We start from the raw sequence: 16152 nt of genomic DNA, 5'->3' as shown, positions 1-16152 counted from the left end.
CCGCTACCGCCAGGGCATGGCGACGCGTCGTGCCGTCCTTGGCGACAATCACGTCGACCGCGCGCAATCGGCGACAACCGACTTCGACCGGCCGTTCCAAGAACTCATCACCGAGGCGGCCTGGGGCCATGTCTGGTCGCGTTCGGCCTGGACGAAGCGCGAGCGGTCGATCGTCACCATTGCGCTTCTTGCCGCTCTCGGCCAGGACGAGGAGGTGGCGATGCATATCCGCGCCACGGCGAATACGGGTGCGACACGGGAGGATATTTGCGAGGCGCTTCTGCATGTGGCGATCTATGCCGGGGTGCCCGCGGCCAATCATGCGATCAAGATCGCCAAGCGGGTGTTTTGCGAGATGGACGCCGGCAAGGCAGCCTGAGAAGGGAGAGAGCGAACATGTCCAATCATGACAATGGTCGGCCGGAAACCGGCGCCTTCTTCCCGCGCGACCGGAGCTGGCACCCGCCGGCCTTATCGCCCGGCTACAAGACCTCGGTACTGCGCTCGCCACGAAAGGCCCTGCTGTCACTCGACGGCACGATCTCGGAGATCACCGGTCCCGTCTTCGGCCATTCGATGCTCGGCGAACTCGACAACGACCTGATCCGTAATTTCGCAAAGCCCGGTGAAAGCGCGATCGGTGAGCGCATCATTGTGCATGGGCGGGTGCTTGATGAACGGGGCCGGCCGGTTGCGGGCGCGCTGGTCGAATTCTGGCAGGCGAATGCCGGCGGCCGCTACCGCCATAAGAAAGAAAGCTATCTGGCACCGCTCGATCCGAATTTCGGCGGCTGCGGCCGGACGATCACCGACGAGAACGGCTATTATTACTTCCGCACGATCAAACCAGGCCCCTATCCTTGGCCGAACGGCGTCAACGACTGGCGGCCGGCGCATATCCACTTCTCGGTCTTCGGCCACGGCTTTGCCCAGCGCCTGATCACGCAGATGTACTTCGAGGGCGACCCGATGATCTGGAAATGTCCGATCGTCGGGACCATTCCCGACCGCCGGGCGATCGAGCAGCTGATCGCGGCGCTCGACTGGGGGAACACGGTCCCGATGGATGCGCGCGCCTACAAGTTCGATATCGTTCTGCGCGGCCGCCGTTCGACGTTCTTCGAGAACCGGCCGGAAGGGAACTAGGAGGAATCGATGGTTCAGGACCTGGGTTATCTCAAGGAAACCGCCTCGCAAACCGCAGGGCCTTACGTCCATATCGGGCTCACGCCGAACTTCTGCGGAATTTCCGGCATTTATGAAACGGATCTCGGATCGTCGATGGTCAACGACAGGACACTCGGGCAGCGCATCACCGTCACGGGCCGGGTGATCGACGGCGCCGGAATGCCGCTCAAGGACGCCCTCGTCGAAATCTGGCAGGCGGATGCCGCAGGGCTTTATCATTCGCCTTCGGAAACGCGCGGCTCGGCGGATCCCAATTTTGCTGGCTGGGGCCGCTGCCCGACGAGCGCCGAGGACGGCGTTTTCGTGTTTGAGACGGTGAAGCCGGGTCGCGTGCCTTTCCGCGACGGCCGCCTGATGGCGCCGCATATCACCTTCTGGATCGTTGCCCGCGGCATCAATATCGGACTGCACACGCGCATGTACTTCCCGGACGAGGCGGCCGCCAATGGCGAGGATCCGCTCCTTGCCAAAATCGAACATCGCGATAGGGTCGAAACGCTTGTCGCGGCCGGAGAGTCGCCCGTCTACGTCTTCGACATTCATCTCCAGGGCGAAAAGGAAACGGTCTTCCTGGATATCTGATCGGTCGGCAGCCGTTCTGCCTTGCCGCATGCTTGTTGACGCTCTCGTCGCGCTCGCTCGGTTCAACGCCACGCAGATTTCCGCAATCCACCAGGCGCTCGTTCATAAGCAGGAACGCTCGGGCCCGCCTGGACGCTGGAATGGCTGATCCTGCCGCAGATGGTCGGCGCGACGGCAGCGGCATTGAGGCTCGCCGCCGAGCTCGCGGGCAATATCCGACGGCTGGGCACTGCGTGAGCCGTCGTCCGCGTCGTGGTGCTTGAGCCGATCCGATGGGAGCGGCGCTGATTGATGTCGCAGCTTTTTTCGTCGACATCCGAAACCTGCATCCGCATTCTGCCGCAAGCACGGACAGGAGGAGTCGCCCGAGTCCGGTCCTGGAGGAGACATGCTGACCTTGCGTCAAATCGAAGTGATTCGCGCCATCATGGTGACAGGCACGATTGCCGGTGCGGCAAAACTGCTAGGCGTGGCGGCACCCGGCGTAAGCCGGCTGATGAAATATACGGAAGACAGTCTCAAGATCAGACTCTTCAACCGCAGTCAGGGGCGATATGTGCCCACTCCCGAGGCTCGCCACATCTTTGGATTGCTCGACACCGTCTATCGACAGGTCGAAGATCTGCAGTTCGCGGTCCAGCGACTGGAAAAGGGTGACGGGCTTGAGCTGAGCGTCGGCTCCGTTCCGAGCATCGCCAATGTGATGGTGCCGCGGGCAATTGCAAAGCTCAGGCAGCAATATCCGGCGCTCTACGTCGACATCAACATTTTGAAAATCGAGGAGGCGATCGATTATTTGCTCGTTGGGCGGGGTGAGGTCGTTGCGATCAGTTCTTATCTCGAGCACTCGATCATCCATTTCGAACCGCTCGCGACCGGGCGACTGCTTTGCATCGTCCCGCACGAGAGCGAGCTCGCCGAGAAGGATACGATCGCACCGGCGGAGATCGTCCGTCACACCTTGATCGGCATTGATCCGAACGATCCTTACGGACGCGTGATGACGGAGATTTTCCGCCGCCAGCACCTGGCTTACGATATGAAGATAAAGGCGCGTTTCGGCACGACCGTCTGCGCGTTGGTCGGCGCTGATCTCGGCATCGCCATCATCGACGAGTTCACCGTCGCAGGGGGGAAGGTGCCGGGAATCAAATGCCTGGAGATCGAAGCCGACACGACATTTTCGACCTATGTCGCCTATCGCCGCGACGTGCCTCTGTCGATCTTTTCGGAGCGCTTTATCGAGACGCTGCGCAGCGAAATGAACCCAGCGAAAAGATAACATGATGTTATGGACTCCGGATTCATTGGTATTTGCCGTTACGTTAGAGTTCGGACATCATGGCGCAACTGGGCGGGGGGAGGTTCGCCGCCCATCGAATGAAATGAGGAGGAGAACATGAAAAAGAGAGCTATTGCGGCGATCGCAATCGCCGTGGCGCTGTCGGCTGGATTGCCGAATATGTCCTGGGCAGACACGATAAAGATTGCGAACGTAATCGAGCTTTCCGGAGCTGGCGCGACGGTCGGGAGCAATTGGCGCGATGCGCTGAAGCTCGCTTTCGAGGAAATCAATGCCGCCGGCGGCATCCTTGGCGAACAGGTCGAGGTAACGGACTACGACACGCAGACCGACCCGACCATTTCGCGCGCCATGGTGCAGAAGGCAATCGACGACGGCGCTTATGTTATCATGGGTCCGATCTATTCCGGCTCGGTCAAGGTCAACATGATGGTCGCCCAGCAGAACGGCGTGCCGCAACTGACCGGCGCCGAAGCCCCGTTCATCACCGACATGGGCAATCCCTACATCTTCCGGACCTCGTTCGGCGCGCAGCAGTCGATGCCGAAGCTCGTCAAATATCTTGCCGATGAAATGAAGGTGAAATCGGTCGCCATTGCATGGGTCAATGACGATTTCGGCAAGGGCGGCCGGGATTCCTTCGTCGCCGAGCTCGGGAAGCACGGCATCACGGTCACCGCCGACGTCTCAAGCGAAGTGGGTCAGGCGGATTTTGCCGCCGACGTCATCAAGCTCAAGTCGAGCAATGCCGATGCCATTTTCGCTTATCTCCACGAAGAGGAGAGCGCGCGGCTTCTCAAGGAAATCCGTAAGCAGGGCGTGACGCAGCCGATCTTCGGCGAGACGACGCTGATGAACCAGAAGGTCGTGGATCTTGCCGGCGAAGCCGTCAATGGGGTGCGCGGCCATGTCGGCCTTACCGCCAACGCGCCAATCCCCGGCGTCGAAGAGTTCGCCAAGAAATTCGAGGCGAAATACAACTACAAGCCCGATCACAATGCCATCAAGGCCTATATGGGGGCCTATGTAGTGAAACATGTCACTACCAAGAACGGCAAGGTTGATCCCCAGGCCTTTGCCGATGCATTGCACGGGTTGACGATCACGCCGGCCGACGAACCCGGCATACTGATGGAGACCAGTTGGGACGACAAGGGCGAGGTCAACCGCGACAGCTTCCTCGTCGAGGTCAAGGACGGTAAGCAGACCGTCGTTTCCACACTTCCGAAACTCTGAACGGCGCTGTCCGGCCGGCTCCGGCCGGACCCTCCGTTCCTTTGGGACATCTTCGATGAATACGTTCTTCCAGTTGTTCGTCTCCGGACTGGCAACAGGGTCGATCTATGCGCTCGCGGCGATCGGCTTCACCCTTCTCTGGCAAGCGTCGCAGACGATCAACTTCGCCCAGGGCGAGTTCATCATGCTACCGGCCTTCTTCGTTCTTGCCGGCACGCAGTTTCTCGGCCTGAGCTTCCCGGTGGCGATGGCGATTGCCCTTGCGCTTTCGCTGTTGCTTCTCGGCTTCGGCTTCAAGCGGATCATCATCGATCCCTTGCTGCCACATGGTGTCCTGCCGATCGTTATTGCGACGATGGCGCTGGGCATCCTGACTAAGGAAGGCGTCAAACAATTCTACACTGCCGAGGCTCTTCCCTTCCCGGCACTCTTTTCCGACCGCACGCTCAACATCCTCGGCGCCGCCATTTCCGTGCAGGACATCGCCGTTCTCTTGATTGCGCTTGGCGCGGTGGCACTGCTGCAGCTCTTTCTGAATGGGACGAAGATCGGCCGTTGCATGCAGGCGACGGCACAAAATCCGCAGGTCGCCGAAATCCTTGGCGTGCCCGTTAAGCGTATGATCCTCTACACCTTCCTGATCAACGGGGCACTCGCCTTTCTCGCCTCGATCCTGATCTCGCCGATCTATCTGGCGAAGTTCTCGAACGGCGAGACGCTTGGTCTGATCGCCTTCATCGCGGCGATCGTCGGCGGCTTCAATCAGATCCGCGGCGCGCTTGCCGGCGGTCTTCTGATCGGCGTCATCGACAATCTCTCGGCGGCCTATATTTCCGCGTCTTACCGCTCCGCGGTGCCGTTGATCCTTCTTATCATCATCATCCTCGTGCGGCCGCAGGGCCTGCTCGGAAAGGCGGAAGGACGCACCGTATGAGCAAGCACACTCTCCTTACATTGGTCGCGGGTCTGGCGATCCTGATCCTGCTGCCCTTCACGCAGTCCAATTACGGCGTCTTCGTGCTGTCGTCGTGGCTGGTCTATTCGATCTCCGCGATGGGGCTGAATCTGACCCTCGGCTATGCCGGCCAGGTATCGCTCGCCCAGGCTTCCTTCATGGGCATCGGCGCTTATATGACGGCCCTCATGACCATGGCCGGCGTGCCATGGCCGATCGCCATGGTCGCAGCGACGGTGCTCTGTTTCGTCATCGGTTTCCTGCTCGGTTACCCGGCGCTGCGCGTCCAGCATCACTTCCTCGCCTTTATCACGCTGGCCTTCAACGCCCTTGTTGTGCTCGCATTGCGCAACGAGGAATGGCTGACCGGCGGCACCTACGGCATCGTCGGCATCCCGCGGCCGGAGATCCTCGGCTTGCCCACCCAGAAGCCGCTTGCCTTCTACTTCTTCGTTCTTGCGCTGTTCGTGCTGATGGCGGCCGCCCTCTACGGCATCATCCGCTCGCCCTGGGGCCGCGCCTTCAAGGCGCTGCGCGAGAACCCGATCCGCGCCAACAGCCTGGGCGTCGACATCCGCAAGACGACGCTTCTCGCCTTCGCTATCGGCTCATCCTATGGCGGGCTCGCCGGCAGCCTCCTTGCACAGCTCACGCAGTTCATCGATCCGCATTCCTTCGGCCTGACGATCTCGCTCAAGGTCCTGCTCATGGTGATCGTCGGCGGCGCGGGTTTCTTCTTCGGCCCGATACTGGGCGCGCTGCTGATTGTTCTCGCGCCGGAATTCCTGCGTTTCACCGAGGGATATTACCTGATGATCTACGCAACGCTGGTTATCGTGCTGATGGTCTTCTGCCCGACCGGCTTGCTCGGCCTGGTCGAGCGCGCCCGCACGGCGCTGAAGATCCGGCAGAAGCCGAATGCCACGACCTGGGAGGCAGGACGATGACGCCGGTCCTTTCCGTACGCAATGTCAGCAAATCCTTCGGCGGCTTGAGAGCCGTGGACAACGTGTCGTTCGACGTCCACCAGGGCGAGATCCTAGGTTTGATCGGCCCGAACGGCAGCGGCAAGTCGACCCTCTTCAACTGCGTCCTCGGCCAGTTGCCGGCTTCGACGGGAAGCGTGCTCGTCGACGGGCAGGATGTCGCCGGCAAGCGGCCCTGCGACCTCAATAAGCTCGGCGTCGGCCGCACCTTTCAGATGCTGCAGGTCTTTCCGGATATGACGGTGCTCGACAACATTATCCTGGCCGGGCAGGAGCATAAGGGCACGATGCTCTCGCGTCTCTTCGGCAAGCCGGATGCGGGCCTGACCGCCGAGGCCTTGAGAATGATCGACTTCTTCCGTCTCGGGCACCAGACCTACGAGAAGGCCGGGTCGCTTTCCTATGGCCAGCAGAAGCTGCTCGACGCCGCCATGGCCTTCATGGCGGGACCGAAGCTGGTGATGCTCGACGAGCCGGCCGGCGGCGTCAATCTCACCATGCTCGCCGATCTCAAGGAGCGACTGAAGGCCTTCAACCAGGAACGCGGAGCGACTTTCGTCGTCATCGAACACAACATGGAATTCGTGATGTCGCTCTGCACGCGCATCATCGTTCTGGCGAACGGCAGGATCATTGCCCAAGGCGATCCGGAAACGGTGCGCAACGATCCGACCGTCATCGAAGCCTATCTCGGAGGTTGAGCCATGCTGGAACTCAAGCAGGTCTATGGCGGCTACGGCAAAATGACCATCCTGAACGGCACCTCCTTCAAGATCGACAAGGGCACGATCACCACAGTGATCGGCCCAAACGGGGCAGGCAAATCGACGGTCTTCAAGGCGATCTTCGGGCTCCTGAAAATCCGCTCGGGCAACGTGTTGTTGAACGGCGAGGACGTCACGGCACTGCCGCCGGCGAAAATGCTGGCCAAGGGTGTCACCTATGTGCCCCAGGGGCGCAATCTCTTCCCAATGCTGTCGGTGCGGCACAACCTCGAGATCGGCGGCATCTCCTCCACCGACCAGGCGCAGATCGCAAGGCGGATCGACGAGGTGATGGAGCAGTTCCCCATTCTCAAGGAGAAGGCGAAGGAGCAGGCAATCACGCTTTCGGGCGGCCAGCAGAAACAGCTGGAGATCGCCCGCGCCCTTTTGCTCAATCCCTCGCTCATCCTCGTCGACGAGCCGTCGATCGGGCTCTCCCCGCAGATGATCAACGAGACCTTCCGCACTCTGCTCCGGCTGCGCGACGAAGGCGTGACGATCCTGATGGTCGAGCAGAACGCGAAGGCGGCACTCGCCATGTCCGACTACGGCCTGGTGCTCGAACAGGGCCGGACCCGGATGTATGACAGGGCCGACGAGCTTCTCGCCGATCCGCGCGTTGGCCAGCTGTTCCTCGGCGCCCATCTCGAGGAGGCGTGAATGCAGCCGGTGACGACCATTAGCGGCAAAACGGTTTTCATTCCGCTCATCGGCCACCCGGTCGAGCAGGTGAAATCGCCTGGGCCAATGAACGAGTGGTTCTCAAGAAACGGCGTGGCCGCCGTTCTGATCCCGATCGATATCCTTCCCGAGAAGGTCGGAGCGTTTCTCGACGCCATGCGCGATACACTGAATTGCGCCGGTTTGTCGGTGACGATGCCCCACAAACAGGCGGCCTTTGCCGGCGTCGACGAGCTCACGGACCGGGCCCGCCGGGCCGGGGCCGTCAACATCGTTCGGAGAAATACGGACGGGACGCTGATCGGCGACATGGTGGACGGCGATGCGATGGTTGCGGCGCTTGCCAAGAACGGTGTGAGCGTTCGAGGCAAAACGGCGCTGGTCGTCGGCGCTGGCGGCGCGGGGGCGGCCATCATCTATGCGCTTGCAGAGGCAGGTGCGGCAACCCTCATCGTCATCGAGCGCGATCAGGCGAAGGCGGACCGCCTGATCGCGCATCTGCGCCGCGACTACCCGCAAGTTCAAGCGCACGACGATTTGCCGGACGACGTCGCCGTGGATGTAGCCATCAATGCCTCGCCGGCAGGCATGGACGAGGCCGATCCTTACCCCTTTCCACTCGAACGGCTGACGCGCGCGGAAATCATCGCCGATGCGGTGACGAAGCCGCCGGTAACGCCCTGGCTCGAAGAGGCTCGGCGCCGCGGCATCGCGATCCAGACCGGCGCGGAGATGACGCTCGCGCAATTGCCGACGCAGATCGCCTTTTGGGGCCTCGACAAGGACAGCGAGGACGGAGGTATCGTGAGATGAAGACTTCCATCGCAACTGTCTCGATCAGCGGCGAATTGCCCGACAAGCTCGCGGCGATCGCGGCGGCCGGCTTCGACGGTGTCGAGATCTTCGAGAATGATTTCCTCGCCTTCGACGGCAGCCCGGCTGATGTCGGAAAAATGGTGCGCGACCACGGTCTGGAGATCACGCTTTTCCAGCCGTTCCGGGATTTCGAAGGCATGCCTGAGCCGCACCGCGCGCGCACCTTCGACAGGGCAGAACGCAAGTTCGACATCATGCAGCAGCTCGGCACCGATCTCCTGCTCGTCTGTTCCAACATATCGCCGATATCGCTCGGCGGCGTCGATCGGGCGGCGGCGGATTTTCACGAGCTCGGCGAGCGGGCGGCGAAGCGCGGGTTGAAAGTGGGCTATGAGGCGCTTGCCTGGGGCAGGCATATCTCGGACCATCGCGATGCCTGGGAGATCGTGCGCCGAGCCGATCACCCGAACATCGGCCTGATCCTCGACAGCTTCCATACGCTGTCCCGCAAGATCGACATCAATTCGATCCGCTCGATCCCCAAGGAGAAGATCTTCATTGTTCAGCTCGCCGATGCGCCGCTGATCGACATGGATCTGCTGTATTGGAGCCGCCACTTCCGCAACATGCCAGGGGAGGGCGACCTGCCTGTCGCCGAATTCACCCGTGCCATCGCGGAGACCGGCTATGACGGCTATTTCTCTCTCGAGATCTTCAACGACCAGTTTCGCGGCGGCAATGCCAGTGCCATAGCCGTCGATGGCTACCGCTCGCTGATCTATCTGGGCGACCAGGTGCGGCGCTCGCCCGGAGCCGGTTCGCTCACGGTGGCGCCGATGCCCCAGCGTGCCGAAATCAAGGAAATCGGCTTCATCGAGTTCGCCGCCGCCGATGAAGAGGCCGCCGAACTGATAGCCACGCTGAAGACGCTCGGATTTAGGAAGACGACCACCCACCGCTCCAAGCAGGTCGACCTGTACCGGCAGGGCGATATCCGCGTGCTGGTGAACACGGATGAAGGCGGCTTTGCCGGTGCCTCCTACGCGGTTCATGGCAGCTCGGCCTACGCGGTCGCCCTCGTGGTGGACGACGCGAAAAGAGCGTTGGAGCGCGCGGTCGCGCTCAACGCCGAGCCGTTCAGCCAGCCGGTCGCGCCCGGCGAGGTCGAAATGCCGGCCATCCGCGGCGTGGGCGGTGGGCTCGTCTATCTGCTCGACGATAAGACCGATCTCGGCCGCATCTGGGACATCGACTTCGTGCCGGTCACGGAGGATAGCGGCGTGGAAAGCGCTGGCCTTCGGCGCGTCGACCATATCGCCCAGACGATGCCTTATGAAGAGATGCTCACCTGGGTTCTGTTCTACACGTCGATCTTCGAGGCCGGGAAGACGCCGATGGTCGACATCATCGATCCGGCCGGAGTCGTCCGCAGCCAGGTGGTAGAGAACGCGTCCGGCGCGCTTCGAATAACACTCAACGGTGCGGAGAACCGCCGCACGCTTGCGGGGCATTTCATCGCCGAGACTTTCGGTTCGGGCGTCCAGCATCTCGCCTTCGATACCGACGACATCTTCGCCACGGCGGCGGCGCTGCGCAGGAATGGCTTCCGAGCTCTACACATCTCGCCGAACTATTATGACGACGTCGAGGCGCGATTTGGTCTCGATCCGGAGCTGACAGAGCGGCTGAGGGCGGAGAATATTCTTTACGATCGCGACGAGCACGGGGAGTTCTTCCAGCTCTACAGCCCGACCTATGGCGAGGGCTTCTTCTTCGAAATCGTCGAGCGGCGCGGTTATCGCGGCTACGGTGCCGCCAACGCAATATTTCGCATCGCGGCCCTCAAGAAGCACCTGCGGCCCGAGGGGCTGCCCAAAATTATCGGCTGAAGCCCAGCTTCACTGAAAATTTAAATCGGTCGTCCCCGTCGGCTTCGCTAAGTCAGCATCCGGCGAGTGGGGCGCCACAGGACTCGCACCGGGGCGAGCGAACCATGACCGGCGCAAACAAACCTTGTAATGGCCGCTTTTGCCGAGAACCTGACGTAGGCGCGCTGGACTTAGGGCCCGCCTTGGGTGGACTCCGGAAGTTCAAGCGAACGAGCGAATCGGCCGCTAAGCGGGACCCTTCGGCCATTCGTGCCGGCCCCTACTAGGACGAATTTTATCGGCACGGAAAGGACGATAGTTCTAACGCAGTCGTACCACCCGGCAATAAACCGCCGACCGGATTCCGCGCCGCCGCCTGATTATGCTCACCCAGTCGGTCGCGATCGCGCTCGCAGTTACCGGGCAGTCGTTGTGCTGGGGGAGGAGCGCCGATCTGGGCCATTCTCGCGGTGGCGGCGGGGCGTGGCCGACGCGCGGGCACATCCACCCGGGTCGTCAGGACGCCTAATGGCAACGACTACGGCAAGGACTTGCTGCGCCAGCACCACGAAGCACACGCCCATGATCCAGGGCACGGCCACCGCCAACCCTTCGGAACAAGGGTTGCTCGACATCGTACCCTAAGGCTCAACGAAACATGAACTTCCGAGTCGGAACACTTGAGAGGGAAGAGGATTCCAATTGGCTATTCGGGAGTTAACGCGTTGCGTCCCCTCGACCTGGCTCCCGCGCATGTCCCGCCAACTGCTTCAATTGCTAGGCTTACCCGCACGGCAATGCTGTTGGATGAAGTCCGACAGGAAGGTTGAAGCGTGAACGCACCTCCGATGCACAGCGATCGCCTGAGGCACTTTCGAGAATGTCCCCTCAACAACGCGGAAACCTGGATTCTCTTCGCAGAAACGTGACAGGGACTCGGTCAAGCCCGCAGCCGCATCGCACCGGGAGGATACAAGCATGTCCAGGGCGGAGGCGGGATTTTCGGCATGGAGGACAATTGCATTTCTAACCTGTCGCTCAAGCTGCTTTGTATACGCAGCGGTTCTGGCGGCGGCAATGCGCACCCCTTCGACGTCAACATGCTCCACGCTGCGTAGCGGGCTACTGTCTGACACCAGAAAGCTGGCGGTCACCGTGGTATAGGGGGGCGAGAAGGAGAACCTGTCGGCACGTGACGGATCGGAAGCAATGAACGCAACGTCCCACTCGTTGTCTTCGGCAGCCGCAAGAATATCAGCGGCCGATCCGTATTGAACCAGCGACAAACCGCAGTCGAGGTCTGCCGCCAGTTCGGTCGCGATCTGCGCGCTCGGCCCTGTTAGAGAGCCTGTCACTGGATCGAGTTGGACAAGTGCGGCATTCGACATGTTGACCGCCGCTCTGATGACTCCCGTCGGTGCGATTTCAGTGAGGAGCTCATCACGTTGCGACATCGTGGTACGCTCCCTGAGATGCAAATCGTGCGGCGAGTGCTTCCGATCCCCTTGCCAGAATAGCGACATCGACACCAACGGCAGTAAATAGCGTTCCCAGTGAGAGGCACCGTGCCGCGAACTTCTCATCCGGGGTAAGAATGCCCGCAGGCTTGCCCAACACTTTCAGGCGTTCAATCGCGTCGACAATTGCATCGACCACCTCCGGGTGGCTCGGTTGGCCCCTGTGTCCGAAACTCGCTGCCAGGTCTGCCGGTCCTACGAATACGCCATCCACTCCCTCTACCGACGCAATCGACTCGAGGTTGTCAAGCGCTTCCCGCGTCTCAACTTGCAGCAACAGGCAAATTTCCCGTTCCGCATTTTGCGCATAGTTCGCAACTCGGCCGAAACGAGTGGCGCGCGTCAGGGCGGAAACACCACGAATTCCATCCGGAGGATATCGCACGGCCGCGACTGCGGCTTTCGCCTCTTCTGCGTTCTGAACGTAGGGAATGAGCAGTGTCTGAACGCCAATATCCAGGAAACGTTTGATGAGAACGGGGTCGTTGATGGCCGGGCGGACGACTGGGGAAACGTCGTATGGTGCGACCGCTTGCAATTGCGGCAGGACGGTCAGAACGTCACCCGGAGAATGTTCCGTGTCGAACAGGAGCCAATCGAAACCTGAAGGCGCGACGATTTCCGCGGCGTAGCTTCCCGGCAGGCCACACCACAGGCCGATCTGACTTTGACCAGCAAGAAGCTTCTGCTTGAACCGATTGACAGGATGTTCCATCTAGCACCTCACACGAACGACACGCCGATGGAGCCAACAGAGCCATAGTCGGCCTGAATGACATCACCTTTCGCGATATCGACAGGACGCGTGAAGGAGCCGGCCAGGACTATCTGTCCCTTCTTCAGGCCACCGCCCACAGCATGAAGTTTGTTGACCAGCCACGCGATGCCGGCTGCCGGATGTCCCATGATCGCCGCCGACACGCCCGACTCCTCGATGATGCCGTTCTTGGAAAGAGTCGCTCCGACCCAACGGATATCAATGTCCATCGGGCGAATTATACGGCCGCCAACGACGAGGGCGCCGAAAGCTGCGTTGTCCGCAATGGTGTCGGTGATCGCTCGAGGGACTTCGGTCCGGTAGTCGATAATCTCGAGCGCTGGGACAACGAATTCGGTCGCACGCATGACGTCATAGATCTTGGTGCCGGGTCCGACGAGATCCTCACCCATAACAAAGGCCAGCTCGACCTCGAGGCGCGGCTTGATAAACAAGTCAGCCCTGATCTGCGCTCCGTCGTTGTAAAGGGCATCGTCAAGAATGCAGCCGTAGTCCGGCTCCGTCATCTTCGAAGCCATCTGCATTGCGCGTGACGTCAGGCCAATCTTATGCCCGACGATCCGTGCGCCCTTGGCCACCCTCGCCTCCGCCCATAAAGCCTGAATCCGGTAGGCGTCCTCAAGTTCGAGGTTCGGGTAGGTCTCGCTGGGCTGTATGATCGGCTTGCGCTCGATTTCAGCTTTGAGCAGCGCGTCTGCCGCGGCCTGGCGTTCTTCTTCGGTGATCATATCGTTTGCTCTGCTGATCGTGATTTATTTGATCGGGGGACGCGGCAAAACGGCTTCGCCGGGTTCCATGACATAGGTGTAGTCGAGCGAGAACCACGGACCAGGAATATCCGTTTCGGTCGGATGGGGCTCCTCATGGCGAATAAAGTCGCCGGTCAGCGCTGCCGTGACACCGAACTGAACATCGGAGTCGATGTTCGGGTCGCTGGGATCGAAGACTTGGGAAATCAGCGTCTTGTATCCGTGCTTGAAGATCAGTGCGTGCAGGTGCGCTGGTCGGTACGGATGGCGTCCCTGAGCTTTGAGCAGGCGTCCGACCACGCCATCGACCGGTATGGGATACCCGACCATCTTCACGGTCCTGAACCAGAACCGACCTTGCTCGTCGGTCATGAATTTGCCGCGCAAGTTCATCTCGGCCTGGTCCGGGTCCTGGTTTTCATAAAGACCCACGGGAGATGCATGCCACACATCCACTTCGGCGCCGGCGATTGGCTTGCCGTCGCGGTCAACGACCTTGGCATGCACGAACAAGGGAGTGCCCGGCGTCTCGGATCGGATAATCGTCCCGCCATTTTCGACTCGCGGGGAGTTGAGGCGCCAGAATGGGCCTAGCAGCGATTGGGAGGTCTCAGTCTGTCCCCTGTCGCCATTGTTCAGCAGACAGACAAGTGAAGACACGCCAAGAGAACCGGCCATCAGCACAAACTCGTTGTGGTGATCAGTATGCAGCTTCCCGATCTCATTCAGCATGGCTGTCGCCTCCCGAAACTCGACCTCCGTCAGTCGAACCTCGCGCACGAAGGCATGAAGATGCTTGACCATCGCCACGAGGATTTCTCGCAGTCGGGGGTCTTCAGTGCGATTCATCACAGCAAGGACTGCTGGCGTCAGATCGCGTTCAGTTTTGATCACCATGTGGGCTACCTCCCGATTTCCCGACTATCAAAATAATCGATTATCTGTCAAGGCCGCCGTACATTCGTGAGGCGCCAATAAGCCAAAAGAAACAGGATGGCGGCATGCAATTCGTTGATTAAATTGCATATTGTTTGGAAATAGGAAGCTGAGGCTTAACTATGCGCAGATTTCAGCGCTCTGAAGTTGACACAAATAATCGTTTATTGTATCGATCATCGACAATTAGTTCGGGGGAGCCTTAGGAGGAACAATGGTACCGGATCACGACGGCGCATTTGCTCCGACGACAGAAGATGCTCCATCGTCTTCTGGCTTTCTTGACGACGGCAAAAACACAATTGGGAGCCAGCTTGCATCCCGTCTACGTGAGGCGATCATCTCCGGCGAGCTTCAGGCCGGCAGCAAGATCAATCTCGACAAGGCGCGCAAGACGTTCAACGTAAGCCTCAGTCCGCTTCGTGAAGGGTTGGCGCGGCTGATATCGGACGGTCTAGTGGAGTTCGAGGACAATCGCGGCTACCGCGTTTCATCAATTTCCTTGGCCAATCTGGAAGAGATCACCACCCTGCGCGAAGAGTTTGAAGTCTTTGCGCTTCGCGAGTCCATGCGGCTCGGCGATGTGGAGTGGGAGGGCAACGTCATGCGCGCGCTGCATCGCCTTAACCGCACCGAGCGCGACGCGGCTCGGCCAGAGACACTGGAGCGCTGGGAAGAGCTCCACCGCGAATTTCATCTGACACTCATATCTGGCTGCGGGAAGCCGATCCTGCTCCATTTCTGCAGATTGCTTCTTAATCTCAACGACCGTTATCGCCGGGTGTTTCTGACCCGCACGTCGGGTGACCGCAACGTCAGCCAGGAGCACAGTGAGATTGCTCAGGGAGCCGTCGCGCGGGATCTGGACTATTCGTGCGATATGTTGCGTCAGCATATCCACCGCACGGGAACCAATCTGCGCAATCACCTCGCGACAAAGGGGATCTTGTGATGACCGTCGCGACGCCAAGACCGGGCCTTGAACTGGGCGTGGCGCATTTTTCATCCATCTCGCTGCCGCCCAAGGAATTCGCCGTGGTCGCTGCTCGGGCGGGTTTTGCGTCGATAGGTCTGCGTCTGCACCCCGCCTTTCCCGGGGCCCCCTTCTACGAGTTGCCGGTGGGCAGCCAGAGTGCCCAGGAGTTCAAGACAATTGCCGATGGCGAAGGCATCAAGGTGTTCGATATCGAGTTCTTCGTGATCGACGAGAGCTTCGTTGCGGCCTCCCATGAGGCGACCGTGGCAGCCGCTGCGAACATAGGGGCGCGCCGGCTGAGTGTTTGCGGCGATGATCGAGACGGCGGCCGTCTTGCCGCAAACCTTTCTGCGTTTTGCGCCCTCGCGGCGCGATATGGCATGTCAGTCGACATCGAAAACATGGGCTGGCGGACGGTAAGAACCTTTCGCGACAGCGTAGCGGCCGTGAATTCCTGTGGAGCAGAGAACGCTGGAGCCCTCGTTGACGGGATTCACTTCTTCCGAAACGGCGCCTCGATCGACGAGCTTCGCGGAAATGCTGGGAAGGTAAAACACGTCCAGCTTTGCGACGTCCGCGGGCCTGCTCCCAAAACATCGGACGCAATGATCGCCGAGGCGAGAAGCGGTAGGCTCGCTCCTGGACAAGGCGAATTGCCGTTGAAGGACCTCTGGGCGGCAACCGAACCCGGTACTGCTATCTCGGTTGAAGTGCCATTCGTCGGGCCGGTGGACCCGGAGGCACATCTAAAACATCTGCATGACAGCGCACTAGGAATTTTGAAACCGGATCATTGATCCGGCGCCGACGCGGCGTA

General features: G+C 60.4%; 17 protein-coding genes and 1 pseudogene. 14 read left to right on the top strand and 4 right to left on the bottom strand.

What is annotated here, in order from left to right:
- The 12 genes and pseudogenes from pcaC to AYK65_RS30665 all read left to right on the top strand — a co-directional run.
- On the top strand, positions 1–379 hold a 379-nt coding region (gene pcaC / locus AYK65_RS30720), incomplete at its 5' end, for a 4-carboxymuconolactone decarboxylase (RefSeq protein WP_081163150.1).
- A 17-nt stretch (positions 380–396) separates the two neighbouring features.
- A complete protein-coding gene (gene pcaH, locus AYK65_RS30715) occupies positions 397–1146 on the top strand; it encodes a protocatechuate 3,4-dioxygenase subunit beta (protein ID WP_046117321.1) in 750 nt (249 codons plus the stop codon).
- 9 nt (positions 1147–1155) lie between these two features.
- Positions 1156–1770, top strand: a complete 615-nt coding sequence (pcaG, locus tag AYK65_RS30710; protein ID WP_026617223.1) for a protocatechuate 3,4-dioxygenase subunit alpha — start codon at positions 1156–1158, stop codon at positions 1768–1770.
- 37 nt (positions 1771–1807) lie between these two features.
- A pseudogene (locus AYK65_RS30705) lies at positions 1808–2007 on the top strand (3-carboxy-cis,cis-muconate cycloisomerase); the annotation flags it as partial.
- A 151-nt stretch (positions 2008–2158) separates the two neighbouring features.
- Positions 2159–3052, top strand: a complete 894-nt coding sequence (locus AYK65_RS30700; protein ID WP_026617224.1) for a LysR family transcriptional regulator — start codon at positions 2159–2161, stop codon at positions 3050–3052.
- Positions 3053–3169: 117 nt separating this feature from the next.
- Positions 3170–4309 carry an ABC transporter substrate-binding protein gene (locus AYK65_RS30695; RefSeq protein WP_046117320.1) on the top strand — a complete coding sequence of 380 codons (1140 nt, stop codon included), beginning with the start codon at positions 3170–3172 and terminating at the stop codon, positions 4307–4309.
- Positions 4310–4364: 55 nt separating this feature from the next.
- Positions 4365–5243: a branched-chain amino acid ABC transporter permease gene (locus tag AYK65_RS30690; protein ID WP_081163147.1), complete on the top strand. Its 879-nt coding sequence runs from the start codon at positions 4365–4367 to the stop codon at positions 5241–5243.
- Positions 5240–6211 carry a branched-chain amino acid ABC transporter permease gene (locus AYK65_RS30685; RefSeq protein WP_081163146.1) on the top strand — a complete coding sequence of 324 codons (972 nt, stop codon included), beginning with the start codon at positions 5240–5242 and terminating at the stop codon, positions 6209–6211. Before AYK65_RS30690 ends, AYK65_RS30685 begins: the two co-directional genes overlap by 4 nt.
- A complete protein-coding gene (locus AYK65_RS30680; protein WP_046117317.1) occupies positions 6208–6951 on the top strand; it encodes an ABC transporter ATP-binding protein in 744 nt (247 codons plus the stop codon). Before AYK65_RS30685 ends, AYK65_RS30680 begins: the two co-directional genes overlap by 4 nt.
- 3 nt (positions 6952–6954) lie before the next feature.
- Positions 6955–7674: an ABC transporter ATP-binding protein gene (locus AYK65_RS30675; RefSeq protein ID WP_046117316.1), complete on the top strand. Its 720-nt coding sequence runs from the start codon at positions 6955–6957 to the stop codon at positions 7672–7674.
- Positions 7675–8508: a shikimate dehydrogenase family protein gene (locus AYK65_RS30670; RefSeq protein WP_081163144.1), complete on the top strand. Its 834-nt coding sequence runs from the start codon at positions 7675–7677 to the stop codon at positions 8506–8508.
- On the top strand, positions 8505–10400 hold the full coding sequence (locus tag AYK65_RS30665; RefSeq protein WP_046117314.1) for a bifunctional sugar phosphate isomerase/epimerase/4-hydroxyphenylpyruvate dioxygenase family protein: 1896 nt from the start codon (positions 8505–8507) through the stop codon (positions 10398–10400). The genes AYK65_RS30670 and AYK65_RS30665 overlap by 4 nt, the downstream gene beginning before the upstream one ends.
- 749 nt (positions 10401–11149) lie before the next feature.
- Here the strand turns inward: AYK65_RS30665 and AYK65_RS30660 are convergent.
- The 4 genes from AYK65_RS30660 to AYK65_RS30645 are packed head-to-tail and all read right to left on the bottom strand — an operon-like array spanning position 11150 to position 14320.
- Positions 11150–11833: a transporter substrate-binding domain-containing protein gene (locus tag AYK65_RS30660; RefSeq protein ID WP_046117313.1), complete on the bottom strand. Its 684-nt coding sequence runs from the start codon at positions 11831–11833 to the stop codon at positions 11150–11152.
- Positions 11820–12611, bottom strand: coding sequence for a 4-hydroxy-2-oxoheptanedioate aldolase (gene hpaI, locus AYK65_RS30655; RefSeq protein ID WP_046117312.1), 792 nt, complete (start codon positions 12609–12611; stop codon positions 11820–11822). Before hpaI ends, AYK65_RS30660 begins: the two co-directional genes overlap by 14 nt.
- Before the next feature lie 8 nt (positions 12612–12619).
- On the bottom strand, positions 12620–13402 hold the full coding sequence (locus tag AYK65_RS30650; protein WP_046117311.1) for a fumarylacetoacetate hydrolase family protein: 783 nt from the start codon (positions 13400–13402) through the stop codon (positions 12620–12622).
- Positions 13403–13426: 24 nt separating this feature from the next.
- Positions 13427–14320: an intradiol ring-cleavage dioxygenase gene (locus AYK65_RS30645; RefSeq protein WP_046117310.1), complete on the bottom strand. Its 894-nt coding sequence runs from the start codon at positions 14318–14320 to the stop codon at positions 13427–13429.
- Between the two features lie 253 nt (positions 14321–14573).
- On the opposite strand from AYK65_RS30645, the gene AYK65_RS30640 reads away from it, so the two are divergent.
- Both AYK65_RS30640 and AYK65_RS30635 read left to right on the top strand, forming a co-directional pair.
- On the top strand, positions 14574–15311 hold the full coding sequence (locus tag AYK65_RS30640) for a GntR family transcriptional regulator (protein ID WP_081163143.1): 738 nt from the start codon (positions 14574–14576) through the stop codon (positions 15309–15311).
- Entirely contained in the window at positions 15311–16132 is an 822-nt protein-coding gene (locus tag AYK65_RS30635) for a sugar phosphate isomerase/epimerase family protein (RefSeq protein WP_026617236.1), read from the top strand. The genes AYK65_RS30640 and AYK65_RS30635 overlap by 1 nt, the downstream gene beginning before the upstream one ends.
- Positions 16133–16152 lie beyond the last annotated feature (20 nt).

The organism is Ensifer aridi (assembly GCF_002078505.1).
Classification (GTDB): Bacteria; Pseudomonadota; Alphaproteobacteria; order Rhizobiales; family Rhizobiaceae; genus Sinorhizobium; species Sinorhizobium aridi.
The sequence above is the reverse complement of the archived record's forward strand: the minus strand, read 5'-3'. Positions and strand labels throughout refer to the sequence as shown.

Excerpts from the sequence above, each read along its gene's own strand:
- AYK65_RS30650 (WP_046117311.1), bottom strand. The coding sequence starts at position 13,402 with ATGATCACCGAAGAAGAACGCCAGGCCGCGGCAGACGCGCTGCTCAAA.
- AYK65_RS30660 (WP_046117313.1), bottom strand. The coding sequence starts at position 11,833 with ATGTCGCAACGTGATGAGCTCCTCACTGAAATCGCACCGACGGGAGTC.
- pcaH (WP_046117321.1), top strand. The coding sequence starts at position 397 with ATGTCCAATCATGACAATGGTCGGCCGGAAACCGGCGCCTTCTTCCCG.
- AYK65_RS30670 (WP_081163144.1), top strand. The coding sequence starts at position 7,675 with ATGCAGCCGGTGACGACCATTAGCGGCAAAACGGTTTTCATTCCGCTC.
- pcaG (WP_026617223.1), top strand. The coding sequence starts at position 1,156 with ATGGTTCAGGACCTGGGTTATCTCAAGGAAACCGCCTCGCAAACCGCA.
- AYK65_RS30680 (WP_046117317.1), top strand. The coding sequence starts at position 6,208 with ATGACGCCGGTCCTTTCCGTACGCAATGTCAGCAAATCCTTCGGCGGC.
- AYK65_RS30645 (WP_046117310.1), bottom strand. The coding sequence starts at position 14,320 with ATGGTGATCAAAACTGAACGCGATCTGACGCCAGCAGTCCTTGCTGTG.
- AYK65_RS30640 (WP_081163143.1), top strand. The coding sequence starts at position 14,574 with ATGGTACCGGATCACGACGGCGCATTTGCTCCGACGACAGAAGATGCT.
- AYK65_RS30690 (WP_081163147.1), top strand. The coding sequence starts at position 4,365 with ATGAATACGTTCTTCCAGTTGTTCGTCTCCGGACTGGCAACAGGGTCG.
- AYK65_RS30695 (WP_046117320.1), top strand. The coding sequence starts at position 3,170 with ATGAAAAAGAGAGCTATTGCGGCGATCGCAATCGCCGTGGCGCTGTCG.
- AYK65_RS30685 (WP_081163146.1), top strand. The coding sequence starts at position 5,240 with ATGAGCAAGCACACTCTCCTTACATTGGTCGCGGGTCTGGCGATCCTG.
- AYK65_RS30665 (WP_046117314.1), top strand. The coding sequence starts at position 8,505 with ATGAAGACTTCCATCGCAACTGTCTCGATCAGCGGCGAATTGCCCGAC.
- AYK65_RS30635 (WP_026617236.1), top strand. The coding sequence starts at position 15,311 with ATGACCGTCGCGACGCCAAGACCGGGCCTTGAACTGGGCGTGGCGCAT.
- hpaI (WP_046117312.1), bottom strand. The coding sequence starts at position 12,611 with ATGGAACATCCTGTCAATCGGTTCAAGCAGAAGCTTCTTGCTGGTCAA.
- AYK65_RS30700 (WP_026617224.1), top strand. The coding sequence starts at position 2,159 with ATGCTGACCTTGCGTCAAATCGAAGTGATTCGCGCCATCATGGTGACA.
- AYK65_RS30675 (WP_046117316.1), top strand. The coding sequence starts at position 6,955 with ATGCTGGAACTCAAGCAGGTCTATGGCGGCTACGGCAAAATGACCATC.